Annotated in this window: 23 protein-coding genes; 9 read left to right on the top strand and 14 right to left on the bottom strand. The window is 71.9% G+C overall.

Features of this window, described 5'->3' with window-relative positions:
* Positions 1–44: 44 nt before the first annotated feature.
* The 3 genes from ACIGO8_RS30985 (at position 45) to ACIGO8_RS30975 (ending at position 2,225) form a co-directional block, all read left to right on the top strand.
* The gene (locus ACIGO8_RS30985) at positions 45–1,097 is read left to right on the top strand and encodes a helix-turn-helix domain-containing protein (protein WP_399737569.1); all 1,053 of its coding nucleotides are present in this window, start codon (positions 45–47) and stop codon (positions 1,095–1,097) included.
* Between the two features lie 133 nt (positions 1,098–1,230).
* Positions 1,231–1,590 carry a hypothetical protein gene (locus ACIGO8_RS30980; RefSeq protein ID WP_399737567.1) on the top strand — a complete coding sequence of 120 codons (360 nt, stop codon included), beginning with the start codon at positions 1,231–1,233 and terminating at the stop codon, positions 1,588–1,590.
* A gap of 92 nt (positions 1,591–1,682) precedes the next feature.
* A complete protein-coding gene (locus tag ACIGO8_RS30975; protein WP_399737565.1) occupies positions 1,683–2,225 on the top strand; it encodes an RICIN domain-containing protein in 543 nt (180 codons plus the stop codon).
* Between the two features lie 31 nt (positions 2,226–2,256).
* On the opposite strand, the gene ACIGO8_RS30970 is transcribed toward ACIGO8_RS30975, so the two are convergent.
* From ACIGO8_RS30970 to ACIGO8_RS30960, 3 genes are all read right to left on the bottom strand, one after another.
* Positions 2,257–3,198 carry a hypothetical protein gene (locus ACIGO8_RS30970; protein WP_399737563.1) on the bottom strand — a complete coding sequence of 314 codons (942 nt, stop codon included), beginning with the start codon at positions 3,196–3,198 and terminating at the stop codon, positions 2,257–2,259.
* A gap of 162 nt (positions 3,199–3,360) precedes the next feature.
* The gene (locus ACIGO8_RS30965) at positions 3,361–3,843 is read right to left on the bottom strand and encodes a DedA family protein (protein WP_399737561.1); all 483 of its coding nucleotides are present in this window, start codon (positions 3,841–3,843) and stop codon (positions 3,361–3,363) included.
* 235 nt (positions 3,844–4,078) lie between these two features.
* Complete coding sequence (locus ACIGO8_RS30960) at positions 4,079–4,525, bottom strand: MarR family winged helix-turn-helix transcriptional regulator (protein WP_399737559.1); 447 nt, start codon at positions 4,523–4,525, stop codon at positions 4,079–4,081.
* Positions 4,526–4,644: 119 nt separating this feature from the next.
* Between ACIGO8_RS30960 and ACIGO8_RS30955 the strand changes: the two genes are divergently transcribed.
* Both ACIGO8_RS30955 and ACIGO8_RS30950 read left to right on the top strand, forming a co-directional pair.
* Entirely contained in the window at positions 4,645–5,772 is a 1,128-nt protein-coding gene (locus ACIGO8_RS30955; protein ID WP_399737557.1) for an NADH:flavin oxidoreductase, read from the top strand.
* Between the two features lie 396 nt (positions 5,773–6,168).
* Positions 6,169–7,170: a PHP domain-containing protein gene (locus tag ACIGO8_RS30950; protein WP_399737555.1), complete on the top strand. Its 1,002-nt coding sequence runs from the start codon at positions 6,169–6,171 to the stop codon at positions 7,168–7,170.
* A gap of 98 nt (positions 7,171–7,268) precedes the next feature.
* Here the strand turns inward: ACIGO8_RS30950 and ACIGO8_RS30945 are convergent, their stop codons facing one another.
* The 11 genes from ACIGO8_RS30945 to ACIGO8_RS30895 all read right to left on the bottom strand — a co-directional run bounded on the left by ACIGO8_RS30945 (position 7,269) and on the right by ACIGO8_RS30895 (position 12,795).
* A complete protein-coding gene (locus ACIGO8_RS30945) occupies positions 7,269–7,682 on the bottom strand; it encodes a hypothetical protein (protein WP_399737553.1) in 414 nt (137 codons plus the stop codon).
* A 41-nt stretch (positions 7,683–7,723) separates the two neighbouring features.
* Complete coding sequence (locus ACIGO8_RS30940; protein WP_399737551.1) at positions 7,724–8,059, bottom strand: gas vesicle protein K; 336 nt, start codon at positions 8,057–8,059, stop codon at positions 7,724–7,726.
* Positions 8,049–8,294, bottom strand: a complete 246-nt coding sequence (locus ACIGO8_RS30935; RefSeq protein ID WP_399737549.1) for a gas vesicle protein — start codon at positions 8,292–8,294, stop codon at positions 8,049–8,051. The genes ACIGO8_RS30940 and ACIGO8_RS30935 overlap by 11 nt, the downstream gene beginning before the upstream one ends.
* Positions 8,291–9,112, bottom strand: coding sequence for a GvpL/GvpF family gas vesicle protein (locus ACIGO8_RS30930; protein ID WP_399737547.1), 822 nt, complete (start codon positions 9,110–9,112; stop codon positions 8,291–8,293). The genes ACIGO8_RS30935 and ACIGO8_RS30930 overlap by 4 nt, the downstream gene beginning before the upstream one ends.
* Positions 9,109–9,624 (bottom strand): gas vesicle protein, encoded by a 516-nt coding sequence (locus tag ACIGO8_RS30925; protein ID WP_399737545.1) that lies wholly within the window; start codon positions 9,622–9,624, stop codon positions 9,109–9,111. The genes ACIGO8_RS30930 and ACIGO8_RS30925 overlap by 4 nt, the downstream gene beginning before the upstream one ends.
* A gap of 16 nt (positions 9,625–9,640) precedes the next feature.
* The gene (locus ACIGO8_RS30920) at positions 9,641–10,351 is read right to left on the bottom strand and encodes a hypothetical protein (RefSeq protein ID WP_399737543.1); all 711 of its coding nucleotides are present in this window, start codon (positions 10,349–10,351) and stop codon (positions 9,641–9,643) included.
* Positions 10,344–10,925, bottom strand: coding sequence for a hypothetical protein (locus ACIGO8_RS30915; RefSeq protein ID WP_399737541.1), 582 nt, complete (start codon positions 10,923–10,925; stop codon positions 10,344–10,346). The genes ACIGO8_RS30920 and ACIGO8_RS30915 overlap by 8 nt, the downstream gene beginning before the upstream one ends.
* 81 nt (positions 10,926–11,006) lie before the next feature.
* Positions 11,007–11,252 carry a gas vesicle protein GvpG gene (locus tag ACIGO8_RS30910; protein WP_399737539.1) on the bottom strand — a complete coding sequence of 82 codons (246 nt, stop codon included), beginning with the start codon at positions 11,250–11,252 and terminating at the stop codon, positions 11,007–11,009.
* A 39-nt stretch (positions 11,253–11,291) separates the two neighbouring features.
* Positions 11,292–12,005 carry a GvpL/GvpF family gas vesicle protein gene (locus ACIGO8_RS30905; RefSeq protein WP_399737537.1) on the bottom strand — a complete coding sequence of 238 codons (714 nt, stop codon included), beginning with the start codon at positions 12,003–12,005 and terminating at the stop codon, positions 11,292–11,294.
* 4 nt (positions 12,006–12,009) lie between these two features.
* Positions 12,010–12,447, bottom strand: a complete 438-nt coding sequence (locus ACIGO8_RS30900; RefSeq protein WP_399737535.1) for a gas vesicle structural protein GvpA — start codon at positions 12,445–12,447, stop codon at positions 12,010–12,012.
* Between the two features lie 60 nt (positions 12,448–12,507).
* Entirely contained in the window at positions 12,508–12,795 is a 288-nt protein-coding gene (locus ACIGO8_RS30895; RefSeq protein WP_399737533.1) for a gas vesicle protein, read from the bottom strand.
* A 93-nt stretch (positions 12,796–12,888) separates the two neighbouring features.
* On the opposite strand from ACIGO8_RS30895, the gene ACIGO8_RS30890 reads away from it, so the two are divergent.
* The 4 genes from ACIGO8_RS30890 (at position 12,889) to ACIGO8_RS30875 (ending at position 16,066) form a co-directional block, all read left to right on the top strand.
* Positions 12,889–13,056 carry a hypothetical protein gene (locus tag ACIGO8_RS30890; protein WP_399737531.1) on the top strand — a complete coding sequence of 56 codons (168 nt, stop codon included), beginning with the start codon at positions 12,889–12,891 and terminating at the stop codon, positions 13,054–13,056.
* A gap of 48 nt (positions 13,057–13,104) precedes the next feature.
* A complete protein-coding gene (locus ACIGO8_RS30885) occupies positions 13,105–13,953 on the top strand; it encodes an NAD(P)H-binding protein (RefSeq protein WP_399737529.1) in 849 nt (282 codons plus the stop codon).
* A 181-nt stretch (positions 13,954–14,134) separates the two neighbouring features.
* Positions 14,135–14,659: a DUF1877 family protein gene (locus ACIGO8_RS30880; protein WP_399737527.1), complete on the top strand. Its 525-nt coding sequence runs from the start codon at positions 14,135–14,137 to the stop codon at positions 14,657–14,659.
* A 228-nt stretch (positions 14,660–14,887) separates the two neighbouring features.
* Positions 14,888–16,066, top strand: coding sequence for a HEAT repeat domain-containing protein (locus ACIGO8_RS30875; RefSeq protein ID WP_399737525.1), 1,179 nt, complete (start codon positions 14,888–14,890; stop codon positions 16,064–16,066).
* Positions 16,067–16,073 lie beyond the last annotated feature (7 nt).

Here is a 16,073-nt window from a genome sequence, read left to right as displayed (position 1 = left end):
TGCGACGGCGGTGACCACCGCCGTGCGGAAGCGGGGGGACACACATGGGATCGCTGGTGACGTCGGACGCGGTCGAGGCGCGTGAGGACAGGTTCGCATGGTTCTGCGAGACGGTGTCCAGCGACATCATGCCCGTGACGATGAGCACTCCGAGGGCGTCCGACTTCCGGGCGGGCATCACCGACCTGGACCTCGGCACGGTGCGGCTGTCCGCCGTCTCGTGCTCACCGGTGGTCTCCCGCCGCACCCCGACCCACATCCGGCGCGGCGATCCCGAGCAGCTGCAGCTGGCGCTCGTCACCCGGGGCGTCTTCAAGGCACGCCAGCGAGGCAACGAATCGGTGGTCACGCACGGACTCGTACTCACCGACACCTCACGACCGTACGAGGGCACCTGCGGAGGCGAGTTCGAGACGGTCGTCCTGCAGATCCCCCGTCAGACCCTGGCGCTGAACCCCCATCGTGTGGACCGCCTCCTCGCCCGGGGCCTGGCCGCGGACAGCGGCTCCGGGGCGATCCTCGCCGACTTCCTCACCACCCTGCTCACCCGCGGCCCGAGCTGTCGCGCCGAGGAGCTGCACGGCATGGGAGCCGTCACCCTCGACCTGGCCACGGCGTTCCTCGCGCGCAGGCTCGGCGACCCCGGCCAGGCCCCGGCCGAGGCCCGCGCGCAGGAGACACTGCAGCGGATCCACCGCTTCATCGAGAACAACCTCGGCGACCCGGACCTGACTCCGCAGGCGATCGCCGATCACCACCACATGTCCCTGCGGCGCCTCCACGCCCTCTTCGGCGACCAGCCGCTGACCGTCGCGGCACACATCCGCCGAAGCCGGCTGGAACGCGCCCGCGCCGACCTCGCACGCGGGGAACTGAGCGGTCAGCCCGTCCAGGCGATCGCGGCCCGCTGGGGCTTTCCCAGCGCCACCGGTTTCAGCCGCGCGTTTCGCGAGGAATTCGGCCTCACTCCTACCGAACACCGCGCGCTCTGCCTGGCCGCGGCCCGGCGCGCGGAGCACAGAAAGCCCGCACGCTCCGCACACCACCAGGCGCCGCGCAGACCTAGATTCACCTCCGGAGACGCCGCCACGGCGTGAGCCCGGTGCCCGTGCCCGTGCCCCTGCCCGTGCTCGGTGCCCGGTGCCGCGTCCGACCGCGGCGGCCGTGTCTCCGTGCCTGCGCGCCTCACCGCGCGCAGGCGTCCGGGATCCAACTCCATGGGGGAACGAAATGAGCTTGCGCACGAAGGCCGCCACCACCGCCTCCGCGGCCGCCCTGGCCTTCGCCGGCGTCCTCGGGGCCGCCGGCCCGTCGACGGCCGCGTCGAACGGCCAGCAGATCCACTTCCACGACAGCAGCGGCAGCGTCTACTCCATCCGCATCGAGGGCTACAACCAGAACGGCGACGTGGCCTCGGGATGCTTCGCCACTCCGGGCCGGGACACCTGGGTCGGCGGCTGGTGGTGGAAGGGCGAGGTCACCGTCACCTTCTACAAGACCAGCTCCTGCTCCGTCGCCACGTACTTCGGAGAGACCAACGCGTGGGTGCCCACCTCGCAGAGCGGCGACTGGACGACCGTCTCCTCCTGACCGCGCCCCGCCCCGCAACCCACCGAACGAGGGCCGCACTCCGGCACCGGAGCCGGCCATGCCCTCAGCCAACCAGGAGAACGAGACAGCAGATGTCCCCTCGCATGCTCACCTTCGCCCGCCGCGCCGCCGGCACCCTCGCGGCGGGAGTCCTCCTCGCCCTGAGCCTTCCCACGTCGCCCGCCTCCGCGGCTCCCTCCTCCGGCCACCCGCAGAGGCTCACCGGCATCAACAGCGCCAAGTGCCTCGAGATCCCCGGCTGGAGCACCGCCAACGGCGCGGCGGTCGGACAGTGGGGCTGTCACCTCGGCGGAAACCAGCAGTGGTACTTCTCCGACCAGGGCGCGACCGACCTGGTGTGGAACGCCAACAGCGGAAAGTGCCTCGAGGTCGCCGACTGGAGCACCGCCAACGGTGCCACCGTCCGGCAGTGGGACTGCCACGGAGGAGCCAACCAACAGTGGCAGTCGATCGGCACCACCGTCGACGGACAGGACGTGATCGCCCTGCGGAACCTCCACAGCGGTAAGTGCCTCGAAATCGCGGACTGGCGCAAGGACAACGGCGCTCCGGCCCGCCAGTGGGACTGCCACTGGGGCTACAACCAGCTGTTCTACGCCGCCGACGTGCTGTAACGCGTCGACAGCGGCCCGGATCACCAGGGCCTCAAGGCAGGCGGGCGGGCTCCGGAGCGCGTACGGGAGAGGGCACGGGCCCCGACGGGTCCTCGGGCTCCGCTCCCTGGCTCTCCGGGGCCCCGAACCACGCCACTGCGACCGCGCCCGCGACCGCCAGCACGAAGCCGAGGACGGCCGCCCAGACGAAGCCCGGGCGTGAGGCGTCACCCAGCCACCACACACCGATCATTCCCGGCAGCACCGTCTCGCCGACCACGAGCGCCGCCGTCGCCCCGTTCACCGAACCGAGCTGCAGCGCGACCGTGTGCAGATACATGCCGCCGGCGCCGGCCACGACGATCGCGTACAGCGCCGGGTCCGCCAGGAGCGCGCCCGGCGCGAACGGGTCGATGCCGTTCAGGATCCGCACCCCGACGCCCAGCGCGCCGAAGCCGAGACCCGACAGGAGGCCCGCGAGAATCGCCGCCCGGGCACCGAGCATCCGGACGAGGACCGTGCCGCCGGCCATCAGCAGCACCGCGACCGCGAGCAGCCACCAGTGCGTGGCGATCGGGGTGCGCCCGCTGCCCTCCGGGCCCGCCGCACCCGCCAGCAGCACCAGGGCCGAGCAGACCACACCGATCGAGGTCCACTCCGCGCGGGTCAGCCGGATGCCGAGCAGCCGCACGCCGAGGACGGCCGTGATCACCAGGTTGGCGCTGATCACGGTCTGCGAGAGGAACAGCGGGAGCATCCGGGCAGCGAGCGCGCCGAGCCCGAAACCGACGAAGTCCAGGACCGTTCCCGCGATGAACTCCCAGGTCATCGCGGCCTTCGCGGTCGACGACAGGCTCGGCCCGCCCTGCTGGGTGAGCCGCCCCGCCGCGGCCGCCTCGCGCCGGGCGGACTTGCGGGAGCCGACGGCCTGAAGGACGGATCCCGTGCCGTAACAGATCGAGGCGGCGACGGCGGTCAGCAGTCCTATGAGCACAAGCAGGTCCCTTCACCCGGTGGAGGAGGGGCCGGTCCGCCCCGTTCGCTCTCCGCTTGGCAGACGTCGGATCGGCCGCCCGCGTTGCCTGCCGGGGCGCCCTGCCGTGCGCGACGCGCCAGGACGCCCCCCGTGCTGGACCCTCCGCTCAGGACTCCCGGCTCAGGACTCCTCGGCCACCGGGTCGGCAGAGGACGGGGCCGCCCTTCTCCGCCGGTAGAGCACCGCGGCGCACACCGCGAGGAGCAGGACGGCCACGGCGGAGGCTCCGAGGGCCGGCCGCTCGGCGAAGAGCGTCCGCAGCACTTCGAGCACGCCCAGCCCCGCGGTCGCGTAGAGCAGCGCCCAGGCCGCTCCACCCAGGAACAGGGCGGGCAGATAGCGCGGCAGCGGCACCCGCATGCTGCCCGCGAGGAAGTTGGCGGCGGTCTGGAAACCGACGGTCAGGAAGGAGACGGCCACCACCGGCGCGCCCCACCGCTGGATCGCCCGCTCGGCGCGCCGGAACTTCGCCGAGGAGATCCGTCCGGCGAACCTGCTGCGCCGCGCACCGGCGCCGGCGAGCCACCCGACGGCGAACGTCCCACCGGCGCGGAGCAGGACGATGACATAGAGGGCTCCGGCCGTGAGCGCGATCTTATCCACGACGCCTCATCTCGTTCCCAGCCCTCCGTCTGCCCTCGCGTCCGGCGGGCTGTCACCCGCGGTACCGGAATCCGAATCCGTACCACCGCACGCCAGGCAAGGTCAGCCTAACCGAACCCGTATACGGGGGACACGGGGCGCCCGGTACGGCGCACGCGCCCTCCGGGGGACGGCGGACGGAGCCGCGCGGCGCCCGTCGCCAGGGGCCGAAGGCGGCGCTCGCGGATCGCCGCGCTCAGCCGGCGGGCGGGGCGACGAAGACCCGCTCGAGCAGGGCGTACAGCGCGTCCCGCTCCTCGCCGCTGAGACCGTCCAGGCCGTCCCGGGTGAGGCGCATCTTCGCGCGGATCGCGTCGGCGACCCGCTCGCCCTCGGCCGTGAGGATGACGTTCTTGACGCGTCGGTCGGACGCGCCGGCTTCGCGGCGCACGAGGCCGCGCTTCTCCAGCCGGTCGATGATCCCGGTCATGTTGGAGGCGTCGCAGGTCATGGTCTCGGCGAGAGCCCGCATCGCGGCCGGTCCCCGGCGCAGGACGGTCAGCGCCCTGCCCTGGCTGGCCGTGAGGTTCTCGCTCGCCGCCGCGACGGTGAAGTCGCCGTAGTAGACGCCGAGCGACACCGACAGCAGCTCCATGAGCTGGGCCGTGCCGACGGACGCATCTGCGGGAGCGGCTTCTGTCATGGACACCAGCCTATCCCGGGAAGCTTGACTATCTCAAACATCTGCCTCTAGCGTCGTGCCGTTGCATGAAGTTCTCAAGCATCAAGGTTATGAAGTAAAAGGCTATGAGGAGCGTCCCTGTGACCGTCACCGCGTCCCCCGCCTCGCGCGCGGCCGAGATCCTGTCCCGGCCCGTCGCCCTGAACGGCCTGACCGTCCCGAACCGCATCGTGATGGCGCCGATGACGCGCATGTTCTCGCCGGGCGGCATCCCCGGCGAGGACGTCCGGTCGTACTACGCCCGCCGCGCCGCCGCCGGTGTCGGCCTGATCGTCACCGAGGGCACCTACGTCGGCCACGAGTCGGCGGGACAGAGCGACCGCGTGCCGCGCTTCCACGGCGAGGAGCAGCTCGCGGGCTGGGCGAAGGTCGCCGAGGACGTGCACGCGGCCGGCGGCACCATCGTGCCGCAGCTGTGGCACATCGGCATGGTGCGCAAGCAGGGCCAGCCGCCCTACGCCGACGCCCCGGCCGTGGGCCCCTCCGGCATCCGCACCGACGGCACCGAGGGCGAGGGCAAGGCCATGACCCGAAGCGACCTCGACGACGTCATCGGCGCCTTCGCCGAGGCCGCCGCGGCCGCCGAGCGCATCGGCTTCGACGGCGTCGAACTGCACGGCGCCCACGGCTACCTCATCGACCAGTTCCTCTGGGCGGGCACGAACCGCCGCACCGACGCGTACGGCGGCGACCCCGTGGCCCGCACGAAGTTCGCGGCCGAGATCGTCGCCGCGGTCCGCGCGAGCGTGTCGCCCGACTTCCCCGTCATCTTCCGCTACTCGCAGTGGAAGCAGGACGCCTACGACGCCCGCCTCGCCGAGACCCCGGAGGAGCTGGAGGCCATCCTCACCCCGCTCGCCGCCGCCGGCGTCGACGTCTTCCACGCCTCCACCCGCCGCCACTGGGTCCCCGAGTTCGACGGCTCGGACCTGAACCTGGCGGGCTGGACCAAGAAGCTCACCGGCAGGCCCACCATCACCGTCGGCTCGGTCGGCCTCGACGGCGACTTCCTCCACGCCTTCGCCGGCGAGGGCGCGCCGGTCCAGGGCATCGACGAGCTCCTCGACCGCCTCGAGCGCGACGAGTTCGACCTGGTCGCCGTCGGACGCGCGCTGCTCCAGGACCCGGAGTGGGCGGCCAAGGTCCTCGCCGGCCGCACCGACGAACTCAAGCCGTACGACGCCGCCGCGGTGAAGACGCTGAGCTAGCTCCCGTCTCGGCGCGGAAGGACCTGTCACGCACCGGACGCCGCCTCCGTCCGGTGCGTGACCGCCGCGGCGCCCGCGCCGTCGCCTTCGGTGGCGGGCTCGGTCGCGCACCGGCTCATCACGTCCGGCCGGAACGCCTCCACGCCGTGCTGTGGAACGGCACCGTAGGCCTCGCTCCTCTCGGACACGACCTGCCCGCGGAGTTGACCGTCGTGCCGCTGGCCGGCGTGCCGCCGAGCCGCTCGGCACCCCTTCTGAGAGCGGGGCGGCTCCCGGGTTCCCGCCCCTGATGCCTGCTCCGAAGGGCGCTGCTCCTGCTGCCCTGCTCCGAAGGGCCCTGCTCCGAGGGGCGCCGCTCCGAGGGGCGCTGCTCCAGCCCAGGCCCACACTGGAAGCATGGAGCCGGAAGAAGCCCTGCGCCGGATCGCCTTCCTCCTCGAATGGCGCGGCGCCTCCCCGTACCGGGTGCGCGCCTTTCATACGGCGGCCGACGCCGTCCGCGACCTGCGCCCGGGCCCGGTCGACGCCGACGAGGCAAGACGCCTGCGCGGAGTCGGACCGGTCACCGCGGAGGTCATCGCCCAGGCATCGACCGGAGCTGTACCGAACTACCTCGCCCGTCTCCAGGCCGAAGCCGACCCGGCCGCCCGCACCGGCTGGGAACTCGCCGCCGCGAGCGCCGGGGACTGCCACCTGCACTCCGACTGGTCGGACGGCGGCAGTCCGCTCGAGGAGATGGCCGACGCGGCCCGCGCCCTCGGCCACCGGTGGGCCGTGCTGACCGATCACTCGCCCCGCCTGACGATCGCCCACGGACTCAGCCCGGACCGGCTCAGACGCCAACTCCAGGCCGTGGCCGACCTGAACGCCAGAACGGGTCCCGGCTTCCGGCTGCTCACCGGCATCGAGTGCGACATCCTCGAGGACGGCTCACTCGACCAGGACGAGGAGCTGCTCGACCGGCTCGACATCGTCGTGGCGTCCGTGCACTCCAAGCTCCGCTCGGAACCCGAGCCGATGACCGCCCGCATGCTGGCCGCGGTCCGCAACCCGCACACGGACGTCCTCGGACACTGCACGGGACGCATCATCACCGGCCGCGGGCGCCCGCAGTCCCGCTTCGACGCCGAAGCCGTGTTCGCCGCGTGCGCCGAGTCCGGCACCGCCGTGGAGATCAACTGCCGGCCCGAACGCCGCGACCCGCCGGACGACCTGCTCCTCAAGGCCGCCGAGGCGGGCTGCCTGTTCGCCGTGGACACCGACGCCCACGCTCCCGAGCAACTGCACTGGCAGAGCTCCGGTTACGCCCGGGCGGCACGGATCGGCCTCGAAGCGGACCGGCTGATCACGACCTGGCCGCTCGAGCGGCTGCTGACCTCCAGAACCGGCCGGCGGTGAGCCATTCGCCTCCGCCCCCGTACGGGGGCGGGAGGCGAATGGCTCACCGGCGGGCCTGCGACGCCGTGCGGCGACCGCGGATCAGACGTGACCGCGGATCAGATGCGACCGCGCGCCAGTCGCGTCAGGGGACCCATCGCCGGCTTGGCCGTGGTCCGGCCGACCGCGAAGGCGGCGCTCGCCACACCGACGACTCCGGCCGCGGCGCCGGCGGCGATCATCTTGCGGTCCTTGACCACCGTCCAGGCGGTGCCCGCCGCCGACGCGAGCTTGGCGGCATTGGCCGTGAGGGCCTGCTGCCCGCTCTGCAGGCCGTCCGAGACCTTGCGCGTGACGCGCTGGCCGGTCTCACCGGCTGCCTGCGCGCCCGAGGCGGCCGACTTCTTCGCGGTACCGGCTGCCGCCTTGGCGGTGGCCGAGCCGTTGACGCGGCCGTTGCCGCCGCTCTTGGTCCCGGAGGCGCCGGAATTGCCCGCGGCGGTGCTCTTCGTGTTCTTCTCTTCCGTACTCATGTGACTCCTTCTGTCCGGTTGTGCCCAGGCCAAACGGCCCGTCAGTTCGGTTGGGAACGAGGAGGCAGGAGGGACCCCAGAGGGCCGAGGTCGAGGTTCAGATCGTCCATCGTCAGCCCGTAGCGGTCGCACAGTTCTTCCATGCGCTCCTCGAGGATCATGAGCGTCATCCCGATGCGCTCCTCCTGGTCGCCGTCGAGGTCGCCCACGTCCACGCGGTGGAGGGCCGTGCGCTCCATCAGCTGGCGCAGCAGCTCGACGATGGTGAGGACCAGCTTGATGAGGTCGCGTTCGACGGTGTCGGGGTCGGTCCGGACGCGCTGGTCGAGGTGGTGCCGCCCCGACGGCACCAGGTCGCGACCGCTCTCACCGGCCATGCTCGCTCACCTCCGCATGACGAGCCGAAGGGAAGAGGAGCGCCGGCGCGTCGTGCGTGACGGAACGGATGACGGCGCGCAGGTTGATGTGCACCAGGTCCACGTCCGCGATGCTCAGGACCAGGTCGCCGGTGAGGACCGCGCCGCCGTTGAGCAGCCGGTCGAGCAGATCGACGAGCGCGACCTGCCGGCCGAGTCCCGGTTCCGGTTCGGGACCGCCGGGGGAGAGGCTCATACCCGCACCTCCGCGCTCACGGCGTCCGCGCCCGCGAAGGAGTACGGGGCCCAGGGCCCGGTGACCTCGACCACGACGCCCGACGCGGGATCGGCCAGGGCGGCGATGTCGGCGCGGAAGGCGTCGACGAGCGCCGCCGGGACGAGGTAGGCGTCGTTGACGACGTTCTCGCCGCGCCCCGCCGACCACGCGTTCTGCTGAGGGCGGTGCATCGCCCGCGCGGAGGCGTGGCGCTCCGCCCGCCTGGTCACGTCGTCCGCGGCGGCGGACGCCGACCGGTAGACGTCGTCAACGGCCCGGCGCTGCGCCCGCCGACGCTGCAGATAGGCACGCCCGGGACTGTCGGCGCCGTCACCGGCGGCCACGGCGGCCTCCACGGCCCCGGGGGCGCGCCCGGCCGCCGCCGGGGCGCGGGCGTAGACCTTCACGCCCATCTCCACCTGCCCGTGGAGCGTCTCCAGCAGGGACGAGAAAGAGACCTGACGCTCCGTCAGCATCGCGACGACCCGCTCCTCGTCACGGTAGACCGTGGCCAGCCGCAGAGGCAGCGCGGTCGTACGGGCGAACGCCGCGTCGACGACACCGTGGTGGGAGCGGGCGATCGCCTCGAGCCGTTCCAGGTCCTCCAGCTGGGCCGGAAGGGCTTCCTCGGCGAAGCGGTGGCCGTCGACCGGGGAGACGAGCGCAGTGAGGCCGCCGGGACCCGCGACGCAGCGCAGGGCCGTCCCGTCGATACCGGTGACGTCGCGGGCCACGTCGTCGAGCGCGGCCCCGTCCGCTCCGACCGCGTACACGTAGAGCAGCACTCGATCGGTCATCGGCGCTCGCCTCCCTCTCCGTCACGGCCGTTCGCGGCGTGCTCCGCCCGGACGACGGCCTCGGCATCGTCCCGGCCGCCGGGCGCACCCGCCGCGGCGGCCCGCAGCTGCGCGATCTCGGCCCGCAGCCGCTCGTTCTCCTCGCTCAGCGATGCGCGCCCGGCAGGGGCCGGCACGTCCGCCGTCGACGACGGCTCCGCCGCCGGCGACAACTCCGCCTTGGACGACGGCTGCGCCTTGGACGACGGCTGCGCCTTGGACGACAGCGAGGGATCGTGTTCCCACCAGTCGATCCCCATCTCCTTCGCCTTGTCCACGGAGGCGACCAGGAGACGGAGCTTGATGGTGAGCAGCTCGATGTCCAGCAGGTTGATCTGGATGTCACCCGCGATCACGATGCCCTTGTCGAGCACCCGCTCCAGGATGTCGGCCAGGTTCGCTCCGGAGCCCTGGCTCGGATACGCCGCGGTGCTGCGTGCGGTCGGCAGTCGACCGGTGAAGGAATCGGACACGTCTCCACCTCCTCTCTCAGCCGGCGGCTCGATCGTGCGCGTGCGGCTCCTCGCCGTCCGCTCCGCGCATCGTGACGAACGTGCGGTAGCGCTTCAGGTCGAGCCGGGCCCGGCGGCCCTGGGCACGCCAGAGGCCGCCGGTCTTCTCGAGGACCAGGAGCACCCGGGTCAGGTCGTCGGTCAGGGCGTGGAACGTCACGACGCCCGTGACCGTGCCCTTGGCGCCTTCCGTGGTCCAGGCGATCCGCTCGCCGGGGACCTGTTCGGTGACCTCCGCCTCCTCGACGGACTTCTGGAACCGGATCCACTCGTCGTACGCCTCACGCACGGGCACGCCGACGTCGATGTCCTCGACGATCGTCACGCTCCTCGACATGCCGCCGGCCGCCGCCCCGTCGGCCGACGTGCGGCCGTTGCCCACCAAGCCCTTGACCTTGCCCTTCACTCCTTCCTTCAGATACGTGACGGCGCCCGCGACCACGGCCTGCGCGGGCGACCTGCCGTCGGCGAGCGCCTGCCGGCTCTTGGCCAGGCCCTTCCTGCCCCCGCCGGACGACGCGCCAGGCTGCCCGAGCCTCGCGACGCTCTCGCCCAGCCGGGCTCCCAGCCGGGTGACGGTGTGCTCGGCGCGGGCGCGCAGGTAGCGCCGCAGCTCTTCCTTGAGCCGCTCGGCCGCCGGGCCGGCGAGCACGTCGCTTCTGACCTTGGCGAAGGTCGAGTCAGGCATCGTCGCCACCTCGCTTGCGGGCGGCCGACGCGGTCCGCTTCTTCGCCGCTCCGGAGCGGCTCGAGGTCGTACGCTTCCGGGCGGCGGAAGTGGCCTTCTTGGCCGCACCGGCCCGGGGAGCGTTTCCGTCCGACGACCGCCGTCCGGAGCCGCCGTTACGCGCCGGGCCGCGGCTCGCGCCCTTGCGCGGCTCATCGCCGCCCTCCTCACCCTCCTCGGGGCCCTGAGCGCCGTCGTCTCCTTCCTCTCCCTCGTCCTCTCCCTCTTCCTCGGAGCGAGGCTCCTCCAGAGCCCGGATGCGCTCGGCGAGGGAGTCGGCGAGTCCGGTCGCCCGCTGCGTGAGGGCCCTGCCGGCGGCCGACTTCGTCGCCTCCACCAGCTCCCGGCGGACCTGCTCGTCCAGCCCGCTCAGCGCGGGGACGTTCCCCAGCAGTTCGCCGATCCGCCGCGGATCGAAGCCGACCTTCCTGCCCGCCAGGAAGACGCCCAGCCCCACGGCCACCTTGGCCTTCTTCGTACGGCCGAGCAGATACCCGCCCACCAGCGCGACCGCTATCTGCGCGTTCCTCGTCATGATCTGTGCACCTCTGTCTCTCCCTTCGTGGTCGCGTGGCCGCGTGGTCGCGTGGAGGGGCAGGCGTCCTGCGCCGGTGCGTCAGCCGCCCTCGCGGAAGCGCTCGATCTCCTCCAGCCGGTCGAGCAGCTCGTCCTCGCGGCGGTCGTACTCGTCCTCATCGATCTCCCCGCTGCCCAGGCGCCGCTCGAGGTCCTTCAGCTCCTGCACCACGGGCTCCGGGTCGTAGTACTCGCGCTCCGCCGCCGTCAGGACCTGGTCGACGACCCAGAGCGTTCCGCGCAGCGGAGCCAGTGGAAAGGTCACCAGACCGGTGATGAGTCCCATCGATCGCCTCCCTCACGGGCGGACGCACCGCGCGGCGCGTCAGACGAAGCTGTAGGGCGGCAGCGGGCCGGTGAGCGTGAAGGTGTAGCCGTCGCCCCGGCGGTCGGCCTGCTCCTGCACGGCCCGCACGAACGAGTCGACGTCCGAAGCGGGCACCAGGAAGGAGACGCTGAGCAGCGCCGACGCGGTCGGCTCGCCGACCGAGACGCGCTTCGCCTTCGGAGACAGCGCCTCCGCCAGGCGCTGGGCCTCGGCGTCGCGGCGGGCGGCGACCTCGTTCGCGACGAGCTCGCCCAGCTCCAGACGCTCCTCGTGCGTGCCGGCCCCGTCGCGGGTCCGCTCCCGCAGCTCACGGACGCGCTCGGACTCCGCGACGACCTCCCGCAGCAGGTCGTCCTCCTCTCGCGCCACCTTCAGGTTGTACTCGACGTGGCCTTCCAGCTCCTCCAGCCGCGCCAGATAGTTCTCGCCCTCCGCCTCCAACGCCGCGGCCACCTCCGAGTCGTCGGGCGCCACGAGCCCGAAACGCATCGGCAGGGTCGCGCCGTCCACCATGAGCGCCTCGATCACGCCCTGGTGCGCCTGGACGTCACGACGCTTGGCCCGCAGGCCGGGAGGAGCGTCGCTGACGACCGCGGTGAGGGTGCCGCTGCGTACCGAACGCAGGGGTGCGGCGGGTTCGCCGACACCGGGCACGCCGTCGAGACGCAGCGGGTGGTCGGCGGCGGTGATTCCGTAGACGTACGTGGACAAAGGACTACTCCTCTCGGCGCTGGGCGGACGTCGACTTGCGGGCGGGGCGCTTGCGGGGCTGCTCTTCCTCCGACTCGTCCCGCTTGCCCTGGAGCGAGTCGGTGAACGCCTCGACGGCGCCGCTCAGCACGCCCTTCGACTTGCCCTTCGCGCCGCTCTCGGTCATGTCACCGACGATGTCGGTGAGCTGGCTGGGAGCCTTGCGGCCGGACTCCAGGTCGAGGCGGTTGCAGGCTTCGGCGAACCGCAGATACGTGTCCACGCTCGCCACGACGACGCGTATGTCGACCTTCAGGATCTCGATGCCCACCAGCGACACGCGGACGAACGCGTCGATGACGAGGCCGCGGTCGAGGATGAGCTCGAGAACGTCGTACAGATTTCCGGAACCGCCGCCACTGCTCCGTGCGGCCGCACTGCCCTGCTGCTGAACGATGGTCATGTCGATCTCCTTCCGTGGATCGGGCCCGGACGCCGGCGTGCGGCGTCCGCGCCGTCTGATTCAGCGGCGGTCGATCTGGCCCCGGGCGTACCGGCGGCCTCGCTCGTAGGCGACGATCTCGCCGTCCGAGTCGAGCTCCACGTGGTACAGGGCCATCACGCTCATGGTGTCGGGCACCTTCTCCAGCTCGACGACCTCCACGTCCGCCGTCCACCCGCTGTCGGTGGCCTTGATGGCGGACACGGCTCCTGCCGGTCTCTGCAGGAGATCACCGAGCTGTTCACGGGCTCCACGCATCACGGCCGTCAAGGACAGCCGCTTCGAGGTGCCGTTGTCTGCCGAGCTCATGCACTCCACCTGTCACACCGGGAATGGGGCATTTCCTGCCGATCCGTCATCGGCAACGGTTTTCGCCTGCCCGGGCACTTGACACGTATGCGTGTGCGACCGAAGTCCGTGTTCACCGACCGCACGACGGACCTCACCCTCACCGGACGCGGCACCTCCGAGCCGGAGACGACTCCCGCCGGCACCGTACGCACGGCCACGAAGGACGTCCTGCCCATGCGACACGAGCCCGGCAAGGCCCTTGACCTTAAGCATGATTGAGGTTTTAGCGTATGGCTCACGTGATCATCTGACGACGGGAGACACGCTGTGATCCTTGTGACCGGAGCTACGGGAAACATAGGCCGTGCCTTGCTGAAAGAGCTGAGCGCAAGCGGTGTCGGGCCACTCAGAGGGCTCACCCGTGATGCCGCACGGGCCGACTTCCCCGCAGGGGTCGAGGCTGTGGAGGGCGACCTCGCGGAGCCCGCGTCGTTGAGGCACGCACTGGAGGGGGTGCGCTCGCTGTTTCTCGTGCCGGGTCTGGGCCCGGAGGCCGACATCCTCGAAGCCGCCCGGCAGGCGGGCGTGGAGCACGTCGTGCTGGTGTCGTCCATCACCGTCCAGACCCACCCGCACCTCGGACCCGCCGGCGAGAACCTGGCAGTGGAACAGCTGCTCAAGACAAGCGGCGTGGCGTGGACGATCCTGCGGCCGACGCAGTTCGCATCCAACGCTCTCATGTGGGCCGCTTCCATCCGGGACCACGAGACCGTCCACGCGCCCTACGCCGAGACCGCGCTGCCGACCATCCACCCCGCGGACATCGCATCGGTGGCACGCGTGGCACTGACCGAGCCCGGCCACCACGGACGCACCTACGCCTTGACCGGTCCAGAGCCGGTGACCGCCCGCCAACAGGTCGAAGCCATCGCGACGGCTTTGGGGCGCGAGATCCCCTTCGCCGAAATCAGCCGCGAGCAGGCCTACGCACGGATGGCCGCGGTCTTCGGACCCCAGGCCGCGGACGCGGTGCTCGACGTCATGGGCGGAGACGTGAACCAGGAGCTGCTGAAGGTGCGCGACACCGTCTCCCAGGTCACGGGAAGGCCGGCCCGCCCGTTCCGGCAATGGGCTCAGGAGAACGCCCAGGTCTTCCGCCGAACCACCGGGGACTGAGCACGTTCATCGGGTCGGGACGTCCGCCCGCACATGTTCACGAGAAACAACGCGCGAGCGTGGCGCGTCACTGCCTGACCGATGCTCGGGTGAGCCCGGCTCCGCAGCTGTTCGCGGCCCAAACACCCGACCGCCAAGACCTCGTCGGGAAAGCGGTGGACGCCGTCGGGATACTGGCGTCATGGCCGTCACCCAGCAACTCGCCCGCATCTCGGCGGAGTGTCTCGCCTCCTGCCGCCTGTCGGCCGACGCATCGCCGGATGGAGACCCTCTCTGGGCCCCACCCTCGGCGGACGTCCTGGATCTGGACTGGGCACCGACCCTACTCGAACGGGTCTGCGAGCTGGGAGGTCTCGGTGACGTCCACCGGAACGCCCTCCGGCAGGCTCTCGACGGCGACACGACCATCGACGTGACCTTCCTCAGCACCCACCCGTATGCCTTGAGCCCCTTCGGGCCGAACCCCACGGCCCTCTCAGCGGCTCAAGTGGCTCGCGTCGCGGAACTGCTCGGGCAGATCGACTTCCCGGCCCTCCTGGCCGCCCTTCCGGCAGACGAAGCAGAGGCCGCCTCCTTGATCGGCAACGGCGCAGACAAGATCGCCGGTGGCCCGAAGGTGTACCTGCTGGGACACTTCAACGCCCTGCGCGCGTTCTACCGTGAGGCATCCCAACGGCAGCTGCTCACCGTGCTGTGGTGGGACTGAGACAGACCGCCTCGCGTCGGCAGCCGGCGATTACGTGAACTCCCGTCCGAGAAATCATGTGAGCTGCGAAGGGCAACGGCCTGTCCCTGTGCATCCACATGGGCGTCTCCTTGCCGCAGGACCGGACGCGCCAGGACGCCGCTTCAGTCGGGTCGTGTCGTCGTCAGACCGGTGGGCGAGGGCGAAAAGGACTGTCCCCAGCCCCGCTCCCCTCGCCATCATCGCCTGATGCGCCTGCCCAGCCTCCTCGCCGCCGTCGAACGTGGCGACGACCCCGTCGTGTTCGACTTCCTCGACCACACCACCCCGGAAGCGCTCGGGAGAGACGACGCCGTCGCGCTCCTGACCGCCGCCGCCTACGCCGGGCGGCACGAGGTCGTCGACCGGCTCGTCGTCCGCGACAGCGACGTGACCCGGCCCCGGGCCGGCGGCCCAGACCTGGTGACGTGGGCGGCCCGGCACGGCAGGTACCGAGTGCTCCAGGCTTTGCTGTCCTCCCGCCACGACCCGCTGGCACCTGACAGCCCGCACCGCCGCGCCCTCCGCGTCGCCCAGGACGCGCTCCGCACCGGGTCCGGTGCCGGGACCGAACCACCGCCCGCGCACCGGGCGATCGTCACCGAGCTGGAGGCCGCGCTCGGCGTGCACCGCTCCCCGGACGAGCTGCTCGCCCGCGCCCTGGTACACGCCGACCCCGATCACGACGACTGGTTCTCCTCGCTCTATCAGCTCGGCTTGCGAGCCGACCAGGAGACCTTCGACTGGGCGCGCGAGCTCGCCACGGACAGGTCCTCCCTCGCCCGCAGACGCTTCGGCCTCGACACCGTGCAGTTCTTGGGGCTCGCGCCCAGCATCAGCGTCGACGACATCGAGCTTTCCTTCGACAGCGAAGCCGTCGAACTGCTGCGCCCGATGCTGCAGGACGAGCAGGACCCGTACGCCCTCGGCACCGTCATCGCCGCCTTCACCTCCTACAGCAGCCTCGACGAAAGCCACGTCGTCCTGCGGCACTCCGGCCATCCCGATCCCCGCGTCCGCCGGACCGTCGCCTCGTGCCTCACCCTCGCCAGGGCCGACGGAGCGGCCGTCGACCGGGCGGTCCTCGGCGCTCTCCGGCGCCTGGCCGCCGACCCCGATCCCGACGTACGGGAGACCGCGCTCCACCAGCTCACCTGGTCGTCCGCCGACACCCCCGAACTGCGTGCCGTCCTCGCTTCACAGCTCGCACACCCGCGCCTCGAAGCCAGGATCGCCGCCGCGGGCGGGCTCGCCCTGCGCGGCGACCCGTGCGGTCGGTCGGTACTCGAAGAGATCGGCGCCGACCCCGAGCACCGCCGCACGCTGGGCCAGGGGGGCCTCGGCGACCTCCGCCACCTCTTGACGTCCGCACCGGCGCCGCCCACCTGAAGCCCGA

This window comes from Streptomyces sp. NPDC053493 (assembly GCF_044544825.1).
Lineage (GTDB): Bacteria > Actinomycetota > Actinomycetes > Streptomycetales > Streptomycetaceae > Streptomyces.
This window is presented reverse-complemented; position numbering and strand designations above follow the sequence as displayed.